The 24,082-nt window shown below is 71.6% G+C and carries 17 protein-coding genes, 1 tRNA gene and 1 pseudogene; 12 read left to right on the top strand and 7 right to left on the bottom strand.

Annotation, left to right across the window (positions count from 1 at the left end):
* The first annotated feature begins 84 nt into the window (after window positions 1–84).
* Window positions 85–1,674: an MFS transporter gene (locus tag ACIHEI_RS10525; RefSeq protein WP_392947470.1), complete on the top strand. Its 1,590-nt coding sequence runs from the start codon at window positions 85–87 to the stop codon at window positions 1,672–1,674.
* Window positions 1,675–1,822: 148 nt separating this feature from the next.
* Complete coding sequence (locus ACIHEI_RS10520; protein WP_396606347.1) at window positions 1,823–3,346, top strand: hypothetical protein; 1,524 nt, start codon at window positions 1,823–1,825, stop codon at window positions 3,344–3,346.
* A gap of 94 nt (window positions 3,347–3,440) precedes the next feature.
* Here ACIHEI_RS10520 and aceE read toward each other — a convergent pair whose 3' ends face one another.
* Window positions 3,441–6,191, bottom strand: a complete 2,751-nt coding sequence (aceE, locus tag ACIHEI_RS10515) for a pyruvate dehydrogenase (acetyl-transferring), homodimeric type (protein ID WP_387643215.1) — start codon at window positions 6,189–6,191, stop codon at window positions 3,441–3,443.
* Window positions 6,192–6,649: 458 nt separating this feature from the next.
* On the opposite strand from aceE, the gene ACIHEI_RS10510 reads away from it, so the two are divergent.
* From ACIHEI_RS10510 to ACIHEI_RS10490, 5 genes are all read left to right on the top strand, one after another.
* A complete protein-coding gene (locus ACIHEI_RS10510; RefSeq protein WP_387643217.1) occupies window positions 6,650–7,087 on the top strand; it encodes a DUF3052 domain-containing protein in 438 nt (145 codons plus the stop codon).
* A 203-nt stretch (window positions 7,088–7,290) separates the two neighbouring features.
* Window positions 7,291–7,749, top strand: coding sequence for a peroxiredoxin (locus ACIHEI_RS10505; protein ID WP_392947476.1), 459 nt, complete (start codon window positions 7,291–7,293; stop codon window positions 7,747–7,749).
* Between the two features lie 129 nt (window positions 7,750–7,878).
* On the top strand, window positions 7,879–8,454 hold the full coding sequence (locus tag ACIHEI_RS10500) for a TerD family protein (protein WP_392947977.1): 576 nt from the start codon (window positions 7,879–7,881) through the stop codon (window positions 8,452–8,454).
* Window positions 8,455–9,544: 1,090 nt separating this feature from the next.
* The gene (locus tag ACIHEI_RS10495; RefSeq protein WP_392947481.1) at window positions 9,545–10,120 is read left to right on the top strand and encodes a TerD family protein; all 576 of its coding nucleotides are present in this window, start codon (window positions 9,545–9,547) and stop codon (window positions 10,118–10,120) included.
* A 48-nt stretch (window positions 10,121–10,168) separates the two neighbouring features.
* Window positions 10,169–11,257 carry a DUF475 domain-containing protein gene (locus tag ACIHEI_RS10490; protein ID WP_387643224.1) on the top strand — a complete coding sequence of 363 codons (1,089 nt, stop codon included), beginning with the start codon at window positions 10,169–10,171 and terminating at the stop codon, window positions 11,255–11,257.
* A gap of 109 nt (window positions 11,258–11,366) precedes the next feature.
* Here the strand turns inward: ACIHEI_RS10490 and ACIHEI_RS10485 are convergent, their stop codons facing one another.
* Window positions 11,367–12,473: a DUF2637 domain-containing protein gene (locus ACIHEI_RS10485; RefSeq protein ID WP_392947484.1), complete on the bottom strand. Its 1,107-nt coding sequence runs from the start codon at window positions 12,471–12,473 to the stop codon at window positions 11,367–11,369.
* Between the two features lie 233 nt (window positions 12,474–12,706).
* Here ACIHEI_RS10485 and ACIHEI_RS10480 point away from each other — a divergent pair, with 233 nt between their 5' ends.
* Window positions 12,707–13,447, top strand: a complete 741-nt coding sequence (locus ACIHEI_RS10480) for a Tellurium resistance (RefSeq protein WP_387643227.1) — start codon at window positions 12,707–12,709, stop codon at window positions 13,445–13,447.
* 169 nt (window positions 13,448–13,616) lie between these two features.
* On the opposite strand, the gene ACIHEI_RS10475 is transcribed toward ACIHEI_RS10480, so the two are convergent.
* Window positions 13,617–14,732 (bottom strand): TerD family protein, encoded by a 1,116-nt coding sequence (locus tag ACIHEI_RS10475; protein WP_396606346.1) that lies wholly within the window; start codon window positions 14,730–14,732, stop codon window positions 13,617–13,619.
* Window positions 14,733–15,009: 277 nt separating this feature from the next.
* Here ACIHEI_RS10475 and ACIHEI_RS10470 point away from each other — a divergent pair, with 277 nt between their 5' ends.
* The 3 genes and pseudogenes from ACIHEI_RS10470 (at window position 15,010) to ACIHEI_RS10460 (ending at window position 19,877) form a co-directional block, all read left to right on the top strand.
* Complete coding sequence (locus ACIHEI_RS10470) at window positions 15,010–16,182, top strand: HpcH/HpaI aldolase/citrate lyase family protein (protein ID WP_396606345.1); 1,173 nt, start codon at window positions 15,010–15,012, stop codon at window positions 16,180–16,182.
* A gap of 287 nt (window positions 16,183–16,469) precedes the next feature.
* Window positions 16,470–19,004 (top strand): annotated as a pseudogene (locus ACIHEI_RS10465) (phosphoribosyltransferase).
* Window positions 19,005–19,034: 30 nt separating this feature from the next.
* Entirely contained in the window at window positions 19,035–19,877 is an 843-nt protein-coding gene (locus ACIHEI_RS10460) for an HAD family hydrolase (RefSeq protein WP_387643232.1), read from the top strand.
* Between the two features lie 56 nt (window positions 19,878–19,933).
* Here the strand turns inward: ACIHEI_RS10460 and ACIHEI_RS10455 are convergent, their stop codons facing one another.
* Together ACIHEI_RS10455 and ACIHEI_RS10450 are read right to left on the bottom strand one after the other, a co-directional pair.
* Window positions 19,934–20,152 (bottom strand): zinc ribbon domain-containing protein, encoded by a 219-nt coding sequence (locus ACIHEI_RS10455; RefSeq protein WP_387643234.1) that lies wholly within the window; start codon window positions 20,150–20,152, stop codon window positions 19,934–19,936.
* Between the two features lie 96 nt (window positions 20,153–20,248).
* A complete protein-coding gene (locus ACIHEI_RS10450) occupies window positions 20,249–21,508 on the bottom strand; it encodes a hypothetical protein (protein ID WP_392947495.1) in 1,260 nt (419 codons plus the stop codon).
* Window positions 21,509–21,683: 175 nt separating this feature from the next.
* Between ACIHEI_RS10450 and ACIHEI_RS10445 the strand changes: the two genes are divergently transcribed.
* A tRNA-Val gene (locus ACIHEI_RS10445) sits at window positions 21,684–21,755 on the top strand.
* Between the two features lie 138 nt (window positions 21,756–21,893).
* Here the strand turns inward: ACIHEI_RS10445 and ACIHEI_RS10440 are convergent.
* Both ACIHEI_RS10440 and ACIHEI_RS10435 read right to left on the bottom strand, forming a co-directional pair.
* Window positions 21,894–22,544: a response regulator gene (locus ACIHEI_RS10440; RefSeq protein ID WP_396606344.1), complete on the bottom strand. Its 651-nt coding sequence runs from the start codon at window positions 22,542–22,544 to the stop codon at window positions 21,894–21,896.
* On the bottom strand, window positions 22,532–23,779 hold the full coding sequence (locus tag ACIHEI_RS10435; protein ID WP_396606343.1) for a sensor histidine kinase: 1,248 nt from the start codon (window positions 23,777–23,779) through the stop codon (window positions 22,532–22,534). Before ACIHEI_RS10435 ends, ACIHEI_RS10440 begins: the two co-directional genes overlap by 13 nt.
* Between the last annotated feature and the right edge of the window lie 303 nt (window positions 23,780–24,082).

Raw genomic sequence — 24,082 nt, 5'->3', positions numbered from 1 at the left:
GTCACGACATGTCGATTGTCAGCGACTGACATAATGGCGGAGCCGCTCTCTCGCCACACCACACGAACGGGGAAGTCCCGAGCCATGAGCCAGTCCGTCGTACTCGACAAGGAGGCGGCCCCGGCCGCCGGAGGGAAGCTGCGGGGGCACCCCTGGCTGACCCTCCTCACCGTCGCCGTCGGCGTCATGATGGTGGCCCTCGACGGCACCGTCGTCGCCATCGCCAACCCGGCGATCCAGACCGACCTGAAGGCCAGCCCCGCCGACATCCAGTGGGTCACCTCGGGCTACCTGCTGGCCCTGGCGGTCTTCCTGATCACCGCCGGCAAGATCGGCGACCGGTTCGGCCACAAGTCGACCTTCCTGGTCGGCGCGGTCGGCTTCGCCGCCACCTCCGCCGCGATCGGCTTCGCCGGTTCGATCCAGCAGGTGATCTTCTTCCGGGTGCTGCAGGGCCTGTTCGGCGCGCTGCTCCAGCCCGCCGCGCTCGGCCTGCTGCGCGGGGCGTTCCCCGCCGAGAAGCTCAACATGGCGATCGGCATCTGGGGCGGCGTCATCGGTGCCTCCACCGCGGCCGGTCCGATCGTCGGCGGTCTGCTGGTCGAGCACGTCAACTGGGAGTCGGTGTTCTTCATCAACATCCCGGTCGGCATCGTCGCGCTGGTCCTGGGCCTGCTGATCCTCAAGGACGTCCGCGCCGAGAACGCCGCCAAGTCCTTCGACATCCCCGGCATCGTGCTGCTCTCCGGTGCGATGTTCATGCTGGTCTGGGGCATCATCAAGGCCCCGACCTGGGGCTGGGGCGACCCCGCCACGCTGCTCTTCCTCGGCGGCGCGGTGCTCGCGCTGGTGGTGTTCGCGGTCTGGCAGAACTTCGCCAAGGAGCCGCTGATCCCGCTGTCGCTGTTCCGCTCGGTGCCGCTGTCGGCCGGCACCCTGCTGATGGTGCTGATGGCCTTCGCGTTCTTCGGCGGCATCTTCTTCGTCACCTTCTACCTGCAGAACGTGCACGGCATGGCGCCGGTCGACGCGGGCGTCCACCTGCTGCCGATGACCGGCATGATGATCGTCGGCGCTCCGGTGGCCGGTTTCCTGATCGGCAAGATCGGCCCGCGCATCCCGATCATGGTGGGCATGCTGCTCACCACCGGCGCGATGCTCGGCATGTCCACCCTGGACATCCACTCCGGCAACGGCGTGATGTCGCTCTGGTTCCTGCTGATGGGCCTCGGCCTCAGCCCCGTCATGGTCGGCGCCACCGAGGTCATCGTCGGCAACGCCCCGCTGGAGCTGTCCGGTGTGGCCGGCGGCCTCCAGCAGGCCGCGATGCAGGTCGGCGGCAGCCTCGGCACCGCCGTGCTCGGCGCGGTGATGGCCTCCAAGGTCACCAGCGTGCTCCCCGACAAGTGGACCGCCGCCACCGGCCAGCCGCTGCCCGGCGGTGAGCAGGGCGAGGGTCTCAAGCAGCTCGCCCAGCTGGGCATCGCCCCGCCGGCCCAGCCCGGCGTCCCCGCCGAGGTCACCCAGGGCATCGCCGACGCCGTCCACTCGTCCTTCGTCAGCGGCATGGGCCTGGCCTTCACCGTCGCCGCGATCGTCGCCGCCGTCGCGGCGGCCCTCGGCCTGCTCACCAAGCGCGGCGCGAACGACGCCGGTCCGGCCGTGCACATCTGACGCACCGCCAAGGCCCGTCCGGGGGAAGGAGGTTCTTCCCGCGGACGGGCCGCTCCGTTTTCCGGGGTTTCCCGCGCGGTTTTGCGATCTTTTTGCCCCCCTCCTGACACTCGATTCGATAGTCGATTACTGCACTAAGGTGCGGTCCGTGACTGAGCAGAGAACGCAGGGGCGCCAGGCGGTGCGGCGGCGCCGAAGAACGGAACGAGTGGCGGCGTTCCTCGGGCGCTGGTGGGTGTTCGGCCCGCTGGTGGGGCTGGCCGCCGCCGCGGCGATGGTCGTCCGGATCTTCCACAACGGGCCGATCGGCCTCGCCGACAACGGCGACGGCCCGAGCCGGATGTGCGCCCTGGACGCCAAGGTGCACCTCGACGAGGGCTCCTGGTGGTGGTTCAAGTGGGCCAACTTCCGTTACGACCACGCACTGCCCGGCGAATGCCCCCCCGGCAGCCGCTACCCCGGCAGCGGCCAGTGGATGCCGGAACTGGCCCGGCCGATCAGCCGACTGCTCGGCTACCACGGCTACCTGGACCTGCGGGCACAGGCACTGCTCTGGTGCGCCCTGGTGGGCCTGGCGTTCGCGGTCTTCGCGGTCGCCCTGCGCGGCCGCCTGACGCTGCGCCTGCTGGTCTGCGCGGCGCTGTTCGTGGTGGTCGGCGACTCGGTGGTCGCGGACTACGCCGCCTCGCCGTTCAGCGAGCTGGCCGGGCTGACCGGCCTGCTGTTCGCCACCGCCGGAGCGATGCACCTCGGCGGCTCGCGCCGGGCCCGGGTACTGGGCCTCGCGGTGTTCACCGTCGGCGCGGTGACGGTGTGCGCGTCCAAGATGCAGGCGCTGACGATGGCCGTCCCGTTCCTGATACTGCTGCTGACCTCCCGCGTCCCGATCGGGCGGTGGACCGGCCGCCTCGGCTCCCGGGCCCTGCCGCTGGCCGCGGCGGCGGTCGTCGGCGCGGCCGGGCTGCACACGCTGATGTTCCAGATGGACTCGTTCAAGGAGATCAACCGGACCGAGATGATCTTCGTCGGGATCATGGGCAAGAGCCCCCACCCCGAGAAGGACGCCGTCGCGCTCGGCCTCCCCGCCGACTTCGGCCAGTACGCCGGACTCAACTGGTGGGGCGAGAAGGCCCCGCAGAAGGACCCGCGCTGGCCGGAGGTCAAGGACAGGATCACCTACGGCAACATCGGCGGCTACCTGCTGCGCCACCCCGGCGTCGCACTCCGGATCGCCGACGGCGGACTGGACGACTTCGCCACCTCCCGCCCCGAGAACCTCGGCACCTACCCGGTCGGCGCCGGAAAGCCGGCCGGCGCGCAGGAACACCGCCTCTCCCTCTACACCGGCTTCCTGCGGACCTTCGGCGGCGGCTTCGTCCTCGGCCTCCAGCTCGCCCTCGCCGCGGCCGGCGCGTGGTGGCTGCGCCGCAGCGCGGGCAACCCGCGACGCCGGGCGTTCCTGGCGCTGATGATCTGCCTCGCCGGGGTGACCCTGACGCAGTTCGTCACCGCGATGTACGGCGAGGCGATCGAGAACACCAAGCACCTGATCTACGGCATCTTCGCCACCGGCCTGGCCTTCGTCCTGGCCCCGGCAGCGCTACTCGCCGCCCCGGCGACGAAGCCCGCGGAGCGCGACGCGAGCGAGAGCAGGCCGCTGGCCCACGTCTGACGCGACGTCCACCGCGCGAAGCGGAGGGCCGCAACGCAAAGATCCGCCCGAGAAGGGGAGTTCCCTCCTCGGGCGGATCTCTACGTCAGAGCGATCAGGCGTCGCCGCCCGCGGCACCCGGCTCGGCCGCGGCCACGTCGAGCAGCTGGTAGCGGTCGATCGCGGACTTCAGCGCCGAGCGGTCGATCTTGCCCTGCTTGGCCAGCTCCGTGAGGGTGGCCAGGACGATCGACTGGGCGTCGATGTGGAAGAAGCGCCGGGCCGCGCCGCGGGTGTCGGCGAAGCCGAAGCCGTCGGCGCCCAGGGACTGGTACTGGCCGGGCACCCAGCGGGAGATCTGGTCCGGGACGGCCCGCATCCAGTCGGAGACGGCCACGAACGGGCCCTCGGCCCCGGAGAGCTTCGACGTCACGTACGGGACGCGCTGCGGCTCCTCCGGGTGCAGCAGGTTGAACTCCTCGGCCTCGACGGCGTCGCGGCGGAGCTCGTTCCAGGAGGTGGCCGACCAGACGTCCGCCTTGACGTTCCACTCCTCGGCGAGGATGCGCTGCGCCTCGAGCGCCCACGGCACCGCCACGCCGGAGGCGAGCAGCTGCGCGGGGATCTGGCCGGCGCCGCCCTCGGCGAGCTTGTAGAGGCCCTTGAGGATGCCGTCGACGTCCACGCCCTCCGGCTCGGCCGGCATCTTGATGGGCTCGTTGTAGACGGTCATGTAGTAGAAGACGTCCTCGCCGTGCGGGTGCTCGGCGGAGGAGCCGTACATGCGGCGCAGGCCGTCCTGGACGATGTGGGCGATCTCGTACCCGTAGGCCGGGTCGTAGGCGACCACACCGGGGTTGGTGGAGGCCAGCAGCTGGGAGTGGCCGTCGGCGTGCTGCAGGCCCTCGCCGGTCAGCGTGGTGCGGCCGGCGGTGGCGCCGATCACGAAGCCGCGGGCCAGCTGGTCGGCCATCTGCCAGAACTGGTCGCCGGTGCGCTGGAACCCGAACATCGAGTAGAAGACGTAGACCGGGATCAGCGGCTCGCCGTGCGTCGCGTAGGACGAGCCGGCGGCGATCAGCGAGGCGGTGCAGCCGGCCTCGGAGATGCCGTCGTGCAGCATCTGGCCGGACGGGGACTCCTTGTACGCCAGCAGCAGCTCGCGGTCGACCGACTCGTAGGTCTGGCCGAGCGGGTTGTAGATCTTGGCGGACGGGAAGAGCGAGTCCATGCCGAAGGTGCGGTACTCGTCCGGCGCGATCGGCACGAAGCGGTTGCCGATGCCCTTGTCCCGCATCAGGTCCTTGAGCACCCGGACGAACGCCATGGTGGTGGCGATGGTCTGGTTGCCGGAGCCCTTCTTGACCGCCTTGTACGCGTCGTCGCCCGGGAGTTCGAGCTTGCGCGGGCGGACCTTGCGGGTGGGCACGTAGCCGCCGAGCTCCTTGCGGCGGTCGTGCATGTACTGGATCTCTTCCGAGTTGCGGCCCGGGTGGTAGTAGGGCGGGTAGCCCTCGTCGAGCTGCTTGTCGGTGATCGGCAGGCGCAGCCGGTCGCGGAAGCGCTTCAGGTCCTCGACCGTCAGCTTCTTCATCTGGTGGGTGGCGTTGCGGCCCTCGAAGTTGGGGCCCAGCGTCCAGCCCTTGACGGTCTGCGCCAGGATGACGGTCGGCTGGCCCTTGTGCTCGCGGGCGGCCTTGAACGCGGCGTACACCTTGCGGTGGTCGTGACCGCCGCGGCCCAGGTGCTGGATCTGCTGGTCGGTCATGTTCTCGACCATGGCGCGCAGGCGCAGGTCGCCGCCGAAGAAGTGCTCGCGGATGTACGAGCCGGTCTCGGTGGCGTAGGTCTGGAACTGGCCGTCCGGGGTGGTGTTCAGCTTGTTGACCAGGACGCCGTCGCGGTCCTGGGCCAGCAGCGGGTCCCAGGTGCGGTCCCAGACCAGCTTGATGACGTTCCAGCCGGCGCCGCGGAACTGCGACTCCAGCTCCTGGATGATCTTGCCGTTGCCGCGGACCGGGCCGTCCAGGCGCTGCAGGTTGCAGTTGACCACGAAGGTCAGGTTGTCCAGGCCCTCGCGGGCGGCCAGGGACAGCTGGCCGAGCGACTCGGGCTCGTCCATCTCGCCGTCGCCGAGGAAGGCGTACACCTGCGAGTCGGAGGTGTCCTTGATGCCGCGGTGCTCAAGGTAGCGGTTCATCCGGGCCTGGTAGATCGCGCCGAGCGGGCCGAGGCCCATCGAGACGGTCGGGAACTCCCAGAAGTCCGGCATCAGCCGCGGGTGCGGGTAGCTGGACAGGCCGTACGGCGCCTTGGACTTCTCCTGGCGGAACGCGTCGAGCTGCTGCTCGGTCAGTCGGTCCAGCAGGAAGGCGCGGGCGTAGATGCCCGGCGAGGCGTGGCCCTGGAAGAACACCTGGTCGCCGGACTCGCCGTCGGCGTCCTTGCCGCGGAAGAAGTAGTTGAAGCCCACGTCGTACAGCGACGCGGACGAGGCGAAGGTGGCGATGTGGCCGCCGACGCCGATGCCGGGACGCTGGGCGCGGGAGACCATGACGGCCGCGTTCCACCGCGTCGCGTTGAGGATCTTGCGCTCGATCTCCTCGTTGCCGGGGAAGAACGGCTCGTCCTTGGTGGCGATGGTGTTGACGTAGTCCGTGCTGCGCATCTCGGGCACGGCGACACGCTTTTCACGGGCGCGCTCGATCAGCCGCAGCATCAGGTAGCGGGCACGCTCGCGCCCGCGCTCGTCGATGGCAGCGTCAAGCGACTCCAGCCATTCCGCGGTCTCCTCGGGATCGAAGTCCGGGACCTGGCTCGGGAGGCCGCCAATGATGATCGGGTTGCGATCGGATCCGGAAGCCACGCTGTTCCTTCACTGTCGGTCGAAACTGAGTTGTCGCGCCGCCTCCATCGTGCTACCGCGTTCGGAGATCCGTCATCTCTACCGATCGGTAACCGTTCCGCCGGTTGGGCGGTACGGTCAGGAGGTGGTCCGACCTGGGACCCCGGCCGGACGATGGCGGCCGGCCGGGATGAGGGCCAACAGGAGACTTTACGCCCGCACACACGGCTGGCCCGAATGCCGTTCGTATCTCGGGCAGGCGTACGGTCTGCGTGTGGGTGGGCGACGAAGCGTCCCGGTCCGGTACGGATACGGACATTTCGGCGCAATTGGCCACACGGAGGGCGGCGTGTCGGCCCCCGACGCGTCAACCTTTGGGTGGGATCGGGGGTCGGGTACTTGCGCGAACCGCCGCTCCCGTGTGGACTACGGCCACAGCCTCGGCATGGATGCCGAGCCGAATACTGGAGGTTATTCCCGTGAGCGCGACCGCGGACCCCGCGGACAAGTCCAACCCGGCTCTTCGTCTCGGCTTCGAACAGGGCCAGATCATTCAGGAGATCGGGTACGACGAAGACAGTGACCAGGACCTCCGCGAGGGGATCGAGGACATCACTGGCTCCGAACTCGTCGACGAGGACTACGACGACGTCGCAGACGGCGTCCTGCTGTGGCACCGCGACGAGGACGGGGATCTCACCGACGCCCTGGTCGACGCCCTGGAGTACCTGGCGGAGGGCGGCCTGATCTGGCTGCTGACGCCGAAGACCGGCCGTGACGGGCACGTCGAGGCGCACGAGATCGCCGATGCCGCCAAGACCGCCGGCCTGTCGCAGACCAGCTCGGTGGCGATCGCCAAGGACTGGGCGGGTACCCGCCTGGCCACCCCGAAGGCCTCGAAGACCGGCAAGCGCTGAGCTTCGGACCGCGACCGAAACGCGGGCCCCGGCGGAGGAGACTCCGCCGGGGCCCGCGTTTCGTTGCCACCGCCACCTTGTTCGCTCAGGGCTGAACGACGCCTCGAACGGCCCCACCGCCTCACCCGAACGGCCGAACGGGGATGTGCGAGTGGGAGGATTTCCCTGCCCGCACCACCAAGACCCGGCAGGAAGGTCCCCTCATGGCCATCGAGATCGGCGCCCAGGCCCCCGACTTCGAGCTGAAGAACCAGCACGGCGAGTCGGTGAAGCTGTCCGACTTCCGCGGCGAGCAGAACGTCGTCCTGGTCTTCTACCCGTTCGCCTTCACCGGTGTCTGCACCGGCGAGGTCTGCGAGATCCAGAAGGAGCTGCCGCGCCTGCAGAACGACGAGGTGCAGGTGCTCGCCGTCTCCGTCGACTCGCCGTTCTCGCTGCGGGTCTTCGCCGACCAGCAGGGCCTCGAGTACCCGCTGCTGTCGGACTTCTGGCCGCACGGCGAGGTCTCCCGCGCCTACGGCGTCTTCAACGAGGAGAAGGGCTGCGCCGTCCGCGGCACCTTCGTCATCGACAAGGAGGGCGTGGTCCGCTGGAGCGTCGTCAACGGCCTCCCGGACGCCCGTGACACCCAGGAGTACCTGGCCGCCCTCGGCGCGCTCTGACACCGCCCTCGGCCGGGCGCCGGGCCGACTTTCGGCGCGGCGCCGGGCCGAGTCGCCACCCCCGGCCGGGAACCCCGCACTACGATCGGGCCGTTGACGGATCGGGAACCCGACTTCTTGGAGGACCACGTGGGTGTCAGCCTGAGCAAGGGCGGCAATGTCTCGCTCACCAAGGAGGCGCCCGGCCTGACCGCCGTGGTTGTCGGCCTCGGGTGGGACGTACGCACCACCACCGGCACGGACTTCGACCTGGATGCCAGCGCGCTGCTCTGCACCGAGCAGGGCCGGGTCCGCTCCGACGCCGACTTCATCTTCTTCAACAACCTGAAGAGCGCCGACGGCTCGGTCGAGCACACCGGCGACAACCTCACCGGCGAGGGCGAGGGCGACGACGAGGCGATCAAGGTCAACCTGGCCGGCGTCCCGGCCGACGTGGCCAAGATCGTCTTCCCGGTGTCGATCTACGACGCGGAGAACCGGCAGCAGAGCTTCGGCCAGGTCCGCAATGCCTTCATCCGGGTGGTGAACCAGGCCGGCGGCGCCGAGATCGCCCGCTACGACCTGTCGGAGGACGCCTCGACCGAGACCGCGATGGTCTTCGGCGAGCTGTACCGCAACGGCGACGAGTGGAAGTTCCGCGCCATCGGCCAGGGCTACGCCTCCGGCCTGCGCGGCATCGCGCAGGACTTCGGCGTCAACGTCTGAGGCTGCGCCGGGCGCAGTGCGGGCCGGGTCCGTTCGCGGGCCCGGCCCGTCGCCGTCGCTGCTCCGCGGGGAGCGCCATCACGCGGTCGCCCTGGACGGCGATCAGCAGGTCGTCGTTGCCGGCCAGGTGCCAGGGCAGGTCGATCGAGGCGCCGGTCCGCGGTCCGCGGTGGGCACCTCGGACGGCAGCTCCAGGTGCCACAGTTCGGTGCCGCTGCCGCGTTGAAGGCCACCACCCGGCTCGGGGCGGCAGGGGTGTCGCTGGTGCCCCGGCAGGTCATGGTCAGGCCGCCGAGTATCGAGTAGACGGCGTGCTTGCCGGCCGCGGGAGCCGAGTACCACATGCGGGTGGAGCGGTCGGAGGTCTTCGCCTACACCTGCTTGCCGTCGGCGATCCGCACGCCCTGCAGGCCGTTCGGCGTCCACCACCGGGGCGGTGAAGGTGCCGCCGGCGGGCCGGGCGGCCGTCACCTCGCGGCGGAAGCGCTCGCGGAACTCGGCGTTGCCGGCGAGTTCGGCGCGCACCACCTTGACCGCGACGGTCCGGCCGCGGGCCGAACGGGCCGGGTGGATCCGTCCCTCCCTCCTTGCCCGCCGCCGGGCAGGAGGGACCCATCGCCGACGCCGAGGCGCGCCAACAGCCGGTAGGGGCCTACGGATTCGGGGTCGGTGCGGTCGAGCGGTTCGAACGGCATCGTTGCGATGCTCCCGCTGTCCGTCCTGGTGAGTCCGTGCCCGCGCGACGGTTCGTCCGGCGGTCCCGGCAGCGTACTGGGCGGGTTCCGGCCGGTCCCGGTCGGAGCGGAACCGGGGCGGGGGCTTGATAGATTCGGCCGCGATCCGCCCCCGGCCGGGGTGCGCGCGGGCGATTTCGGGCCCGCGGGGTGCGGCGGCCGGGCCGGGCGGAGAGAGCGGAGTTCAGGAAGTTCAGTCGGGTGTGCAGCACTGTACGGCCGTCGAGGGGCGTAGATCTCTTGGAGTGCGTCCTTCGGGCGCGCCCCGTCGGACCGGCCCTCCCGGGCGGCTTCGACGGCAGACCGCCGCTGTACACCCCGGGAGCCCCGGAGACGGGAGCTGGGAGGAAAGTCCGATGACCGTCACCCTTGCCAAGGGCGGAAACGTCTCGCTGACCAAGGCCGCGCCGAACCTGACGCAGGTTCGGATCGGCCTCGGCTGGGACGCCCGGTCCACCACCGGCGCGCCGTTCGACCTGGACGCCAGTGCACTGCTGTGCTCCGGCGGCCGGGTCCTCGGCGACGAGTACTTCGTCTTCTACAACAACCTGCGCAGCCCCGAGGGCTCGGTCGAGCACCAGGGCGACAACCTCACCGGCGACGGTGACGGCGACGACGAGGTGGTCGACGTCCACCTCGACCTGGTGCCGGTGCAGATCGACAAGGTCGTCTTCGCGGTGTCCATCTACGACGCCGACGCCCGGCTGCAGAGCTTCGGCCAGGTCTCCAACGCCTACATCCGTGTGGCCAACGTGGGCGACGGCAGCGAGATCGCCCGCTACGACCTCTCCGAGGACGCGTCCGGCGAGACCGCGATGATCTTCGGCGAGCTGTACCGCTACCAGGGCGAGTGGAAGTTCCGTGCCGTCGGCCAGGGCTACGCCTCCGGCCTGCGCGGCATCGCGCTCGATTTTGGCGTCAACGTTCAGTAAGCAGCCCGGAATCGGTCAATTCCGGTAGCCAGAAAGGTAACTGACCCCGTGTTCCTCCGTACGTTCGGATGGTCCTTCGCCATCACGATCGCCGGCCTGATTGCCGCCGGCCTGATCTGGGGGGCCGAAGGATTCGGCGTCGTCCTGATCCTCTCGATCCTCGAGATCTCCCTGTCCTTCGACAACGCCGTCGTCAACGCCACCGTTCTCAAGCGGATGAACGCCTTCTGGCAGAAGATCTTCCTGACGGTCGGTGTGCTGATCGCGGTCTTCGGCATGCGGCTGGTCTTCCCGCTGCTGGTGGTGGCCCTGACCGCGCACCTCAACCCGGCGACCGTGGTGCAGCTGGCGCTCGACTCCAGCAAGACCCACGACGGGCACACCTACGCGCAGTACCTGGAGATGGCCAACCCGGCGATCGCCGCGTTCGGTGGCATCTTCCTGCTGATGATCTTCCTCGACTTCATCCTGGAGGAGAAGGAGTTCAACTGGCTGCGCTGGATCGAGAAGCCGCTGGAGAAGATCGGCAAGCTGGAAGCCCTCTCCTCGGTCATCGCGCTGGTGCTGCTCGCCGTGTCGGCCCGGCTGTTCGCCGGTGACCGCGCCGAAACGGTCCTGCTGGCCGGTGTCTGCGGTCTGGCCACCTACCTCGCCGTCAACGGCCTCTCCGGGGTCTTCGAGGCCGGCCTGGAGGAGCAGGAGGAGGCCGAGCACGAGGCCGAGCGCAAGGGCAAGTCGATCGTCCAGGTCGGCGGCAAGGCCGCGTTCTTCCTCTTCCTCTACCTGGAGGTGCTGGACGCGTCCTTCTCCTTCGACGGCGTGGTCGGCGCGTTCGCCATCTCGCAGGACATCTTCCAGATCACCCTGGGCCTCGGCATCGGCGCGATGTACATCCGTTCGCTGACCGTCTACCTGGTCCGCAAGGGCACCCTGGACGACTACGTGTACCTGGAGCACGGCGCGCACTACGCGATCGGCGCGCTGGCGCTGATCCTGCTCGCCTCGATCAAGTACCACATCCCGGAGCTCGTCACCGGCCTGGTCGGCGTCGCCTTCATCGGCGCGGCACTGGCCAGCTCGATGGTCCGCAACAAGCGGGAACAGGCGCTGGAGGGCGCCTCGCCGGCCGAGAGCTAGCCGGCGCACCGCACGCAGAGAGCCGCCCACCGGGAAACTTCCCGGTGGGCGGCTCTCGTTTGTGGCGGGTCCCGGTCGCGCTGCGGGGTTCAGACCGAGCTGCCGGGCCTCAGCCGAGCTGCTGCTCGATCGCCCGGAGCTTGCGCTCCAGCGAGTCCAGCTTCGGCATCGACAGGGTGTCCTCGTCCATCGTCAGGTCGATGCTCGACGAGTACGAGCTGCTGGACGAGTACGAGCCGCTGCCGGTGGTGGGCGACTCGACGGCGGCGCGGGGGCGACGGCCGGCGTTCAGGGCGGCGGGCTCCAGGGCGGAGGCGCCGACCCGGTCGAGAGCGGATTCCTCGGCGGCTAGGGCAGGCTCCGTAGCGGACGACGGGGAGTCGCCCGCGGCGGCCAGGGCGGGCACCTGCCGGCCGTGCCGGGAGCGGCCCAGCATCCCGTTCTGGCGGGAGATCGCCTTCAGCTCGGCCCGCTCGCGGCGGTCGGCGCTGCGCGCACGGATCTTGGCGTCCATCTTGGCCTGGCGCTCCTCGCGCACCTCCTCGACGGCCTCGTCCAGGCTGCGGACGTTCTCCAGCAGCATCAGCGACCAGGCGGCGTAGGTCTCGCGCGGGGCGCGCAGCCAGCGGACCACGCGGATCTGCGGCAGCGGACGCGGGACCAGGCCCTGCTCGCGCAGCGCCGCCCGGCGGGTCTGCTTCAGCGCCCGGTCGAACAGCACGGCCGCCGAGATCGACATGCCGGCGAAGAACTGCGGCGCACCGTCGTGCGAGCCGCCGCGCGGGGCGTGCACCCAGTTGAACCAGGCCGAGGCGATCGCGAACAGCCACACCAGCATGCGGGAGCCGAGCGCCGCGTCACCGTGGCTGGCCTCGCGCACCGCGAGCACCGAACAGAACATCGCCGCGCCGTCCAGGCCGAACGGAACCAGGTACTCCCAGCCGCCGGACAGGTTCAGGTTCTGCTGGCCGAAACCGACCAGACCGTGGAAGGACAGCGCGGCAGCGACACCGGCACAGCAGAACAGCAGGACGTACGAGGCGCCGCCGTAGATGGCCTCCTTGCGGCGGCGGCGCTCCTCGCTGCGCTCCCAGGAGTCGTCGGACCCCTCGGCCTTGTTGTTCTTGAAGCGCAGGAAGGCCACCAGGATGGCGGTGAACAGCAGGGCTGCGCCGCCGACCACGGCCCAGACCAGCTGTATGGAGGAGAGGTTCATCGCGGGGAGGGCCTCGGCTTTCCGCAGGGCAGGGGAAGTTGGAGGTGACGTGGCGCACGGGACAACGCACGGGACACCTGTGCGGAGAGACGATATCGCGTCCTGGGGGCGGGCATCGTACGGGAGTGACGAACCCTCTGCCAGCGGTCCGTACCAGCGGGTTGACGTTGACTCAGGACCCCGTGGGTGGGTATTGGAGAGCTAGGACAGAACCGGCGCTGGGGGAGGACACGATGGTCTCGGTGTGGGAGTTCCTGAAAGGGGACCGCAACAGCTTCGACACCGGAGGGCAGTTCAAGGTCACACTGACCAAGTCGCAGCCACAACACGCGATCACGGGCTCGGCGGCCACCACCGGTTACCTGTACATCAACCTGCACTGGTCGACCCGCAGCGCTGACCGGCCCACCGCGGGCAACGCGCTGCGCCGGTTCTTCGACCCGCGGATCCTGCGCCCGCTGGCGCCCACCGCCGGCGGGTCCGCCCCGCTGAACGTCGACCTCGACCTGGCCTGCCTGTACGAACTCGCCGACGGCACCCGGGGCGTGGTGCAGCCGCTCGGCCGGCTCTTCGGCGACCTGAACCGGCCGCCGTACATCAAACTCTCCGGTGACGACGTGTCAGGCGCCTCGTCAGGCGAGACCATGCACATCAACCTGGAGAAGAAGGACCAGTTCAAGCGGCTGCTGGTGTTCGTCTACATCTACGACGACACCCCCGCGTTCGACCGCACCCAGGCGGTGGTCACCATCGTTCCGCAGAGCGGCCCGCGGATCGAGATCAAGCTGGACGAGCGGGCCGCGGCGGCCCGCTCGTGCGCGGTGGTGCTGATCGAGAACGACGGCGAGGGCAAGCTGACGATCCGCCGCGAGGTGAAGTACGTGCACGGCTTCCAGTCGGACCTGGACCGGCTGTACGGCTTCGGCATGCAGTGGGAGCGGGGGTACAAGACCCCCGACCGGCCCGGGAGTTGACGCTTCGGCGCCGTGACGTTGCGGTGTTGCGGCGCTTTGGCGCTCTGGTGCTTGGCGCTCTGGTGCTTGGCGTTGCGGTGCTTTGGCGCCTTGGTGCTTGGCGTTGCGGTGCTTTGGCGCCTTGGTGCTTGGCGTCGCGGTGCTTTGGCGCTTTGGTGCGCCGGTGCGGTCAGCGCGGCTGGAACTGCGGGCCCTGCGGCGGCAGTGCGAACGGCGCGCCCGGCTGCGGGGGCGCCGGGGGCTGTTGGGCGGGCTGCTGCGGTACGGGTGCGGGCTGCTGCTGCACCGGCTGCTGGTGGGTGGGCGGCGCGGGCGGCTGCTGCGGGTAGCCGTAGCCGCCCGCCTGCGGTTGCGGGTGGCCGTAGCCGGGGGCGGCCGGGTGGGGGTAGCCGTAGCCGCCTGCCTGCGGCTGGGGCTGAGCCGGCGGGTAGCCGTAGCCCTGCTGCTGCGGCTGCGGGTAGCCGTACCCGGCGGCCTGCGGGACGGGGGGCTGCGCGGCGTGGTGGACGGTCGGCGGCAGCGCCGGCGGCGGCGGGGCGACGATCGGGGCGGGCTGCGCGGCGACCGGTGCCGGGGCGGGGGCCTGGGCCTGGGTGGGCAGGGCCGGGGCGATCGTCCAGTCGTCCTCGTCCACCGGGAGCGGGGCGGGCGCGGACACCGGCGGCTCGGTGGCGGCCGCGGGTGCGGTGGCCGGGTCGGGCAGGCGGGGGTCGGCGGACAGCGGGGTGCCGCCGTCGCCCGTGGAGTCCTCGACGGTGATGCCGAAGTCGGTGGCCAGCGCGATCAGCCCGTTCACGTACCCCTGGCCGACTGCGCGGAACTTCCAGCCGCCGGAGCGGCGGTACAGCTCGGCGGCGACCAGCGCCGTCACCTGCTCGTACTCGTCGACGGCGAACTCGGCCAGCGCGGGCGTCCCTTCGGGCAGGCCGGCGTCGAACAGCAGCACCCGCAGGCCCGGCACGGCGGGGAACGCCCCGCCCTCGGCGGAACCGGCCAGCACCACCCGGTCCACCCCGGCGGGCAGCTTCGCGAGGTCGATCTCCACCGCGTCCCAGATCCAGCCGTCCGCGGCCTGCTTGGGCAGGTGGCGGACCAGACCGGACGGGTGCCGGGGCTGGTTGTAGAACACGAAGTCCAGGTCGTCGCGGACCCTGCCGTCCTCGGCCAGCAGCAGGGCCGAGGCGTCCACGTCCGGGATGCCCGGGGTGTCCGTCCAACGCAGGACGGCACGGACGGCGTTGGCCGTCAGCGGGATGTTGGCGCCCTTCGCCATCACGTGCGTCATAACGCACCATCCTGCCGCCTGCCCGGGGCCCGGGACAACGCGGGCGCGGCATCGGCGAGTCCGGGCGGTGGCGGCCGGCCGGTGGGGCTCGGGGTTCCGAACTGCTTCCCCGGTGTTGCCCGGTCGTACGATGGGCGGCCGGCGGCCCGGTGCTCCCGACCCCACCGCGGCGACCGCCGCCGCGGTGAACTATCCGGCCACGCCAACCGTCCATGAGTCGAGGCGTCAGCCGTACGCGGCCCCGAGCGGGCCCCACAGATCAGAGCGGGAGAGCACTTTGCGCCACTTCGGGCATCTCGCGGACGACGTCCGCAGCCGGCTCTTTCACGAGCAGCCCGTCGCCTTCGACCGGGACAGCGGGGCGGACGTCCTGGCCACCGCGCTCGGCGCCACGCTCTACAGCCCCGCCACCCGTCCCACCCTGGCCCGCGACATCCGGCGGCAGGCCGCCCGCGGCGTGATCTCCATGGTGCTGTGCCTGGAGGACGCGATAGCCGACCACGAGGTGGACGACGCCGAGCACAACCTGGTCGCCCAACTCACCGGGCTTGCCCTTGATGACGCCGCCTCGCAGCTGCCGCTGCTGTTCGTCCGGGTCCGCGCTCCCGAGCAGATCACCGACCTGGCCCGGCGGCTCGGGCCCGCGCTGCGGCTGCTCAGCGGCTTCGTGGTGCCCAAGTTCACCGAGGACAGCGGGCGGCCCTTCCTGGAGGCGCTGGCCCGCGCCGAAGAGACCGGCGGGCAGCGGCTGTTCGTGATGCCGGTGCTGGAGTCGCCCGAACTCGCCCACCTGGAGAGCCGCCACGAGCAGCTGTTCGGCATCGCCCGGCTGCTCGACAAGCACCGCGACCGGGTCCTCGCGGTCCGGCTCGGCGTCACCGACCTGTGCTCCGCGTACGGGCTGCGCCGCTCGCCCGACCTGACCGCCTACGACGTGGCGCTGGTCGCCCAGGTGATCGGCGACGTGGTCAACGTGCTCGGCCGCGCCGACGGCACCGGGTTCACCGTCACCGGTCCGGTCTGGGAGTACTTCCCGCTCCAGGAACGGATGTTCAAGCCGCAGCTGCGCCGCACCCCGTTCGCCGAGGTCACCCCGCCCGCCGACCAGGTCCGGCAGCGGCTGATCGAGCACGACCTGGACGGGCTGATCCGGGAGATCGAACTCGACCGGGCCAACGGCCTGTTGGGCAAGACCTGCATCCACCCCAGCCATGTCGCCGCCGTGCACGCGCTGTCCGTGGTCACCCACGAGGAGCTGTGCGACGCCAGCGACATCCTGCAGCAGCACCGGGGCGGCGGCGGGGTGAGCCGCTCCGCGTACACCAACAAGATGAACGAGGCCAAGCCGCACCGGGCCTGGGCCGAGCGGGTGCTGCTGCGCGCCGGGGTGTTCGGCGTCGCGCGGGCCGACGTGTCGTTCGCCGAACTGCTCTCGGCCTGTGTGTCCTGAGTCCTGGGCGTCCCGGGCCCTGCTTCCTGCGCCCTGCCTCCTTCGTCCTGCCTCCTGCGCCCGTTCCTGGGCCGGTTTCTGATCCGGTGTCAGCCGATCGGACGATGCCGGTGTCCACCGGACGGTCATCCGATTCGCGCCGATCGGTGCGCGGAGGTTGGCCGGTCGGCCGATCCGCGGGCAGTTGCGCTCCCCGTACGCTCGAACCCGGACGTGCAGCCGTGCGTCCTTCCAGGCACCAGCAGCACCACCCGCACCACCCGTCGTCGTGATGAGAGGAGCCCCCGATGACCGTAGACACCACCGCCCCCGGGCCGGTCGGGGCCGACCCCTGGACCGGCCAGTGGGTCACCGACCGGCTGGGCCTGCGCCTGACCGGCGGGCCGGAACTCACCGCGCTGATCGGCCTCGCGCTGCGCCGCAACCCCAAGCGCGCGCACCTGCTGGTCTCCCAGGTGCTGGGCAAGCACGTCCCGCAGCGGCCCGAGGTGGTGCACGGCGCCGGGCTCGAACTCGGCCGCCGGGTGGCCGCGTTGCTCGGGCCCGCGGAGGCGGCGCGGGCCGTCGTGCTCGGCTACGCGGAGACCGCCACCGCCCTCGGCCACAGCGTTGCCGACGGCCTCGACGCGCCCTACCTGCACTCCACCCGCCGCCCGGTGCCCGGCCTCGTCCCGCTCGGCGGCTTCGAGGAGGAGCACTCGCACGCCACCAGCCACCTGCTGCTGCCCGAGGATCCGGGGCTGCTCGCCGGGGACGGGCCGCTGGTGCTGGTCGACGACGAGTTCTCCACCGGCACCACGGTGCTCAACACCATCCGCGCCCTGCACGCCGCCCACCCCCGGGAGCGGTACGTGGTGGTCGCCCTGGTCGACCTGCGCACCCCCGCCGACCGCGCCCGCCTGGAGGTCGCCGCCGCCGAACTCGGCGCCCGGCTCGACCTGGTGGCCACCGCCGGCGGCGGCGTCCAGCTGCCGGAGGGCGTCCTGGACCGCGCCCGGGAACTCATCGACGCCAGCCCCGAGCAGCCACAACCAGCGGAGCCCGCAGGCGAGTTGACGCAGCTCCGGCTGCCCTGGCCGGACGGCCTGCCGGACGGCGGCCGGCACGGCTTCACCCCCGCCCACCGCCGCCGACTGGACGACGCGCTCCCCGCGCTCGGCGCCGCCCTCGCCGCCGCCGTCGGCCCCCGGCCCCGCCGGGTCCTGGTGCTCGGCTGCGAAGAGCTGATGTACGCCCCGCTGCGGCTCGCCGACGCCCTGCAACGCCAACTCCCGGACGCCGAGGTGCGGTTCTCCACCACCACCCGCTCCCCGGTGTTCGCCCACGACCACCCCGGCTACGCGATCCGCACCCGGCTCGCCTTCACCGCCCACGACGACCCGGCCGGCGACGACGCCACCGAGCGCTACGCCTACAACGTCGCCCCGGGCAGCGACCCGGCCCGTCGCTTCGACACCGTCGTCCTGGTCGTCGACGACCCCGCCGACACCCCCGCCCTGCACCACGGCCCCGACGCCCTGCTGCCCCGCCTGCGCACCGCCACCGACCACGTGGTGCTCGCCGTTCTCCCGTCGTACCGCCCAGCGCCACACGCCTGACGCCCCGCCGACCACCCGCTGCCAGAGCATCACCCCTGCGCACCCCACCGAAGGCCCGGCATGACCGCACACACCGCCCCCTCCCCGCCCACCGCCCGCCCACTGCACGGACCGGCCTTCTCCAGCTACCCGGCCACCGACGTCACCTGGCTGCTCAAGGACCTCTCCGACGTCCACCTCGAAGCACCCGTCGAGGAACGCGAGGAGGCCGTGCAGTCCGGCGGCGCCCACTACGCTGAGTCGCTGCCGGTCGAGTACCAGCCCAGCCCCGAGTACCAGCAGCTGTTCCACACCGCGCTGGCCGCCTCCGCGACCCGGCTGGCCACCGCCGTCGGCGCCGTCGCCGAAACCCTGCTGCGCGAACGCGGACCGCACCTGGTGCTCGCCTCGCTGGCCCGGGCCGGCACCCCCGTCGGCATCCTGATCCGCCGCTGGCTCGCCCACGCCCACGGCCTCGACGTGCCGCACTACACCGTCTCCATCGTCCGCGGCCGCGGCATCGACCAGGTCGCGCTGAAGCACCTCGCCGCTCACCACCGCGCCGCCGACGTGGTCTTCGTCGACGGCTGGACGGGCAAGGGCGCCATCACCCGCGAACTCGACCAGGCACTGGCCGGCACCGGCTTCGACCCCGGCCTCGCCGTCCTCGCCGACCCCGGCAGCTGCGTGCGCACCTACGGCACCCGCGACGACTTCCTGATCCCCTCCGCCTGCCTCAACTCCACCGTCTCCGGCCTGGTCTCCCGCACGGTGCTGCGCGCCGACCTGACCGGTCCCGGCGAGTTCCACGGCGCCAAGTACTACCGGCACCTGGCCGAGGCCGACGTCTCCGCCCGGTTCGTCGACACCGTCGCCGCCGAGTTCCCGGCCGTCGCCGCCGCCGTCGCCGCCGAAACCGCCCTGCTCGCCACCGCCGACCGCACCCCCACCTGGGAGGGCTGGGCCGCCGTCGAACGAATAAGCGCCGAGTACGGCATCGACAGCGTCAACCTGGTCAAGCCCGGCGTCGGCGAGACCACCCGGGTGCTGCTGCGCCGCGTCCCCTGGCGGATCCTCGCCCGCCGCGGCACCGGCGCCGACCTCGACCACGTCCGGCTGCTCGCCGCCCAACGCGGCGTCCCCGTCGAGGAGATCGACCACCTGCCGTACAGCTGCGTCGGTCTCATCCACCCGCGCTACACCCGTGGCGCCACCGGCGCGGACGGCACCGCCGTCCACACCTGACCCTGCCCCCGACCGAAGGAGACCCCGCCCGTGCCGCAGTTCCTGGTCGCCAGCGACCTCGACCGCACCCTCGTCTACTCCAACCGCGCGCTCGCTCTGGACGTGCCCGACCGGCTCGCCCCGCGACTGCTCTCGGTGGAGGTGCACGACGGCAAGGCGCTCTCCTTCATGACCGAGACGGCCGCCGAACTGCTCGCCGAACTCGCCGAGCAGACCCCCGTCGTCCCGATCACCACCCGCACCCGTACCCAGTACGAGCGGATCAACCTCCCCGGCCCCACCCCCGGCTGGATCCCCCCGTACGCGGTCTGTGCCAACGGCGGCCACCTACTGGTCGACGGCGTGCCCGACCCCGACTGGCAGCACGAGATCCGCACCCGGCTGGACGCCGCCAGCGCCCCGCTGCCCGAGGTCGTCGAACACCTCGCCATCGCCGCCGACCCCGAGTGGACGCATAAGCGGCGGGTCGCCGACGACCTGTTCGCCTACCTGGTGGTCGAACGCGCCGAACTCCCCGCCGGCTGGATCGACGAACTCACCGCCTGGTGCGCCGACCGCGGCTGGACGGTCTCCCTCCAGGGCCGCAAGGTCTACGCGGTGCCCGCACCGCTCTCCAAGAGCGCCGCACTGGCCGAGGTCCGCCGCCGCACCGGCGCGCGGACCGTCCTCGCCGCCGGAGACTCACTGCTCGACGCGGACCTGCTGCTCACCGCCGACCACGGCTGGCGACCCGGCCACGGCGAACTCGCCGAGACCGGGTGGAGCGCCGAGGGCGTCACCGCGCTCACCGAGATCGGCGTCGCGGCGGGCGAGGAGATCATCCGGCAGATGCTGGCCCGGGTCCGCGCGGGGGAGGTTGCGGTCGTGAGCTGACCCGTGGCCCGTGGCCCGTGGGCCGTGACGCGTGACCCGTGGCCGGTGGGTGCCGGTCAGCCGCAGCAGCCGCCCCCGCAGCAGCCGCCGCCCCCGCCGCTCGGGGCCGGGGCGGCAGCGCCGGACGCGCCGCCGGTCACGGCGACGGTCGACAGCAGCTTCACGGTGTCGGGGTGGCCCTCCGGGCAGACGGCCGGGTCGTTGGCCTGGGCCATCGGGCGGCTGAGTTCGAACGTGGCGCCGCAGGAGCGGCAGCGGAAGTCGTAGCGAGGCATGGTCAGCAGGGTACCGAGGGGTGACCGGGTCGGTGCCCGGTCGGTCCGCTCAGTGGCCGGTCGGGGACGGCGGGGCGCCCAGCCGGTGTCGGCCGTTCAGTGGCCGCGGATCATCGAGACCACCTCGGCCGCCGTCTCCCGCACCGCCGCCAGTTCGGTCAGGAACTGCCAGTAGTCGGGGTGCCGGCCGGCCTGCTCCAGCGAGGCGACCGCACGGTCCAGGCGGCCCACCGCCGCGTCCAGCGGGCCGGCGTGCCGCGGGTCCGGCGCCTGCCGGCCGGCCATCGCCAACCGCTGGGCGTCGCGCAGCGCGAACCTGGCCCGCTCGATCTCGCGCTGCGGATCGTGCTGCACCTCGTTCAGCTGCCGCAGCCGCTCGTTGACGGCCGTCACCGACCCCTCGGCGGTGTCCAGCAGCGCCCGCACGGTGCCGATCGCCGTCGTGGCGTCCGCCCACCGCTGCTCGCCCCGGGCCCGCACCGCGTCCGTCAGCCGCGACCTGGCCGTCCGCACCGCGTCCGCGGTCTGCGCCGACACGTGCTGCAGGTCCTGCCAGCAGGCCGCCGAGAACCGCCGCCGCAACTCGCTCAGCGCGGGCTCCACCGTGCCGGCCCGGTTCTCCAGCGCGTCGATCCTGGTCCGCAGGGTGCCCACCCGGCGGTCGATCTCGCCGGCCCGCTCAGGCAGCTTCGCCGCCTCCGCCCGGACCTCCTCCGCCCGCCGCACCACGTCCTCCGCGCGCTGCAGCGTGGCCGGCACACCGTGCTGCGAGACGCCCTGGTTCAGCCTGGTCAGCTCCGGCGCGAGCTCGGCCAGCCGCGCCGCCAGGTCGTCCGCCCGCAACCCCGCGCCCCGCGCCTGATCCAACGCGACACTCGCCGCCAGCAACGCCTGCCTGGCCCGCTCCACCGCCGGTGTCACCCGGATCAGCTGCGCCTCGGCATGCTCCACCAGCGGCTGCAACCGGCTGACGAAAGTACCCAGTTCCGCACGCTTGGAGTCCAGCTCGCGCTTGGCCTGCTCCAACTGCTGCTTGGCCCGGAACGCCGCCGACGGGTCCAGCTCGGCCGCCTCCAGATCGACCGCGTCCAGCGCCCCCAGATACGCCACCGTCACCTGGTCGATCCGGGCCACCAACTCGGCGTACTCCCGCTCCACCCGGCGCGCGGTCGACGGCTCACCCGCCGACTTCACCGTCTCCACCGCGAGCAGCGCGTCCCGCTGCGCCGAATCCAGCTCGTAGAACGACTCCTGCGCCGCCTCCCGGGCCGCCCTGGCATCCGCGCGCGCGCCGTCCCGCCGGCCGCCGCCCCACCAGCCGCCCCGCCCCCCGCCACCGCCGCCGGCCACCCTCACCACGTGCTCCCTGCTCCGTCCCGTCCCACCACTCCACTCGCCATTCTTCCCGATCACCCACCCCGCACGGCACCCCCCGACGACACCCCCTCTCCCCAGGGGGCGGCGAACCACTCCCGGGACCAGGTAGTCTGTCCACTCGTCGTGCGACCGGCCCACCGGTCCACTTCGGCGCGGGCGCATAGCTCAGCGGTAGAGCGCCGCCCTTACAAGGCGGATGTCGGCGGTTCGAAACCGTCTGCGCCCACTCAGAAGTTGCAGTTCAGAGGCCCTTCCGCCCACCCGGCGGGAGGGCCTCCGGCGTTGCGGCACACATTCGGCACACATCGTTGACCCGAAGATCCTCCAGTACTCCAGCCGTAGACCGTGATCACGGACGGGAAGGTCAGGCCCGGGACGTTCCGAGGAACCGCAGCACGGCCAGGACGCGGCGGTGGTCCGCGTCGACCACGGGCAGGTCGAGCTTGGCGAAGATGTTGTTGATGTGCTTCGCCACGGCGCTCTCGCTGACCACCAGCGCCTGCGCGATGCCGGCATTGGAACGCCCCTCGGCCATCAGACCGAGCACCTCCCGTTCGCGGGGGGTCAGCCGCGCGAGCGGGTTGCTGTCGCGCCGCAGCAGCAACTGGGCGACGACCTGCGGGTCCAGGGCCGTGCCCCCGTCCGCCACCCGCCGGACCGCCGCCACGAAGTCGGCGACATCGGCAACCCGCTGCTTGAGCAGGTAGCCCACACCGCTGGTGTTCGCAGACAGCAGGTCAGCCGCGTACCGCTCCTCCACGTACTGCGAAAGCAGCACCACCGCCGTCCCCGGCCAGCGCCGGCGGATCTCCATCGCCGCTCGCACCCCCTCGTCGGTGAAGTCCGGCGGCATCCGGACGTCGATCAGGGCGAGTTCGGGCCGGTGCTCCGCCACCGCCGCCAACAGCCCTTCCGCATCGCCGGCTTCGGCGGTCACCTGGAACCCGCCGATCTCCAGCACCTTGATCAGGCCGACCCGCAACAGCACCGAGTCCTCGGCGATCACCGCGCGCACGGCAGCTCCGCGGTGATGGTGGTGGGCCCGCCGACGGGGCTGCTGACGTGGAAGGCCCCGTCGAGGGAGCCGACCCGCTTGGCCAGCCCGGTCAGCCCCGTGCCGGAGGCGGCGTCGGCACCGCCCAGCCCGTCGTCGGTGACGCGCACTCGCAGCACCTCGCCGACCTGGCGGACTATCACCTCCGCCTGCATCGCGTGGGCGTGTTTCGTCGCATTGGTCAGCGCCTCGGAGATCACGAAGTACGCGACCGACTCCACGTTGGGCGCCACCCGCTCCTCCAGATCGACCCGCAGCCGCACCGGCAGGGGCGTCCGGGCAGCCAGCCCGGACAACGCCGCGTCCAGACCTCGGTCCTCGAGCACGGCCGGGTGCAGCCCCCGCACCAGGTCATTGAGTTCGGCGATCGCCTCCTTCGCCTCCAGGTGCGCTCCCTCGATCACCTCGCGGGCATCACTCGGCAGGTCCGGGCGGGTGGCAATGGCCAGACCCAGATTGACCGCGAGAGACACCAACCGCTGCTGGGTGCCGTCGTGCAGGTCGCGCTCGATCCGGCGGCGCTCCGCGTCGACGGCTTCGATCAAGTCGGTCCGGCTCACGGCCAGCTGATCGACCCGCTCCTGGAGCCGCTGCGCCTGGCTGGGCCCGAGCAGGCCCAACGCCAGCCGCGCCTCGGCCCGGGCTACTGCCCGCGCGGTCCAGGGCAGGGCGCACAGGAGGAGGAGGCCGGCCGCTGTGTAAGCCGGCAGCTGGGTCAGATAGCCGAACCAGTCCTGGCGGATTTCGGTTGGCAGCGCCCACGACCAGGCGCAGGCGGTGGCGCCCGCCAGGCATGCTGCTGCCGCCATGAGCACCAGCAGCTCCAGCAGCGCGAGCAGCGGGCCCAGCACGAGGTGGTAGCCGATCTTGCGCCAAGGCCGCGTCGCCGCGAGCCACCGGGCGGTCGAGGCCCACGTCCATCGTTCCGGCGCGGTGGGGGTGAGCCGGGGGACGTTGACACCGATGAGCACCCGGTAGCGAACCCGCTGAACGGCCGTCAGCACCGGGGTGCCGAGCAGGACCAAGGCGGTCGACACGGAAACCGTGAAGAGCCAGTTCCCCGTCCTGGCGGTAGTCGTCGCCGCCCAGGCCCACACGGGCACCAGCGCCAGGTGCGGCAGCACGCCGGCGGCAAGAAAACCGGTGTCCCGCTGCGCCCGGAGGACCGTGCGTCTCAGTCCAGCTGGAATCGTCATGGCACGACGCTAGGGCACCGCAGGAGGACGGCGCCATGAAGCCTGTACCCGATCTCATGGTGAACCTAGTACCACCTGTAGATCTTGATCCTGGCCTGTCGGCGGACAGCATCTCGGGTCGGTGGGTCGGCTTCTGCTGGCCGTCACGGGGCTCATGGAGGGAAAACGACCAGCGTTCGAACTGATTCCGGCGGGGCAGACCGGATCACCTCGCAGTGTCGCCGGATGCGGAAGGTGTACCTAGCGCCACCATCAAGTCGGATAGGAGCGCTACTGCCTCGGGTGTGCGCGAACGACATGCTG

The organism is Kitasatospora sp. NPDC051984, from assembly GCF_044593455.1.
In the GTDB taxonomy this organism is placed as follows: Bacteria; Actinomycetota; Actinomycetes; order Streptomycetales; family Streptomycetaceae; genus Kitasatospora.
This window is presented reverse-complemented; position numbering and strand designations above follow the sequence as displayed.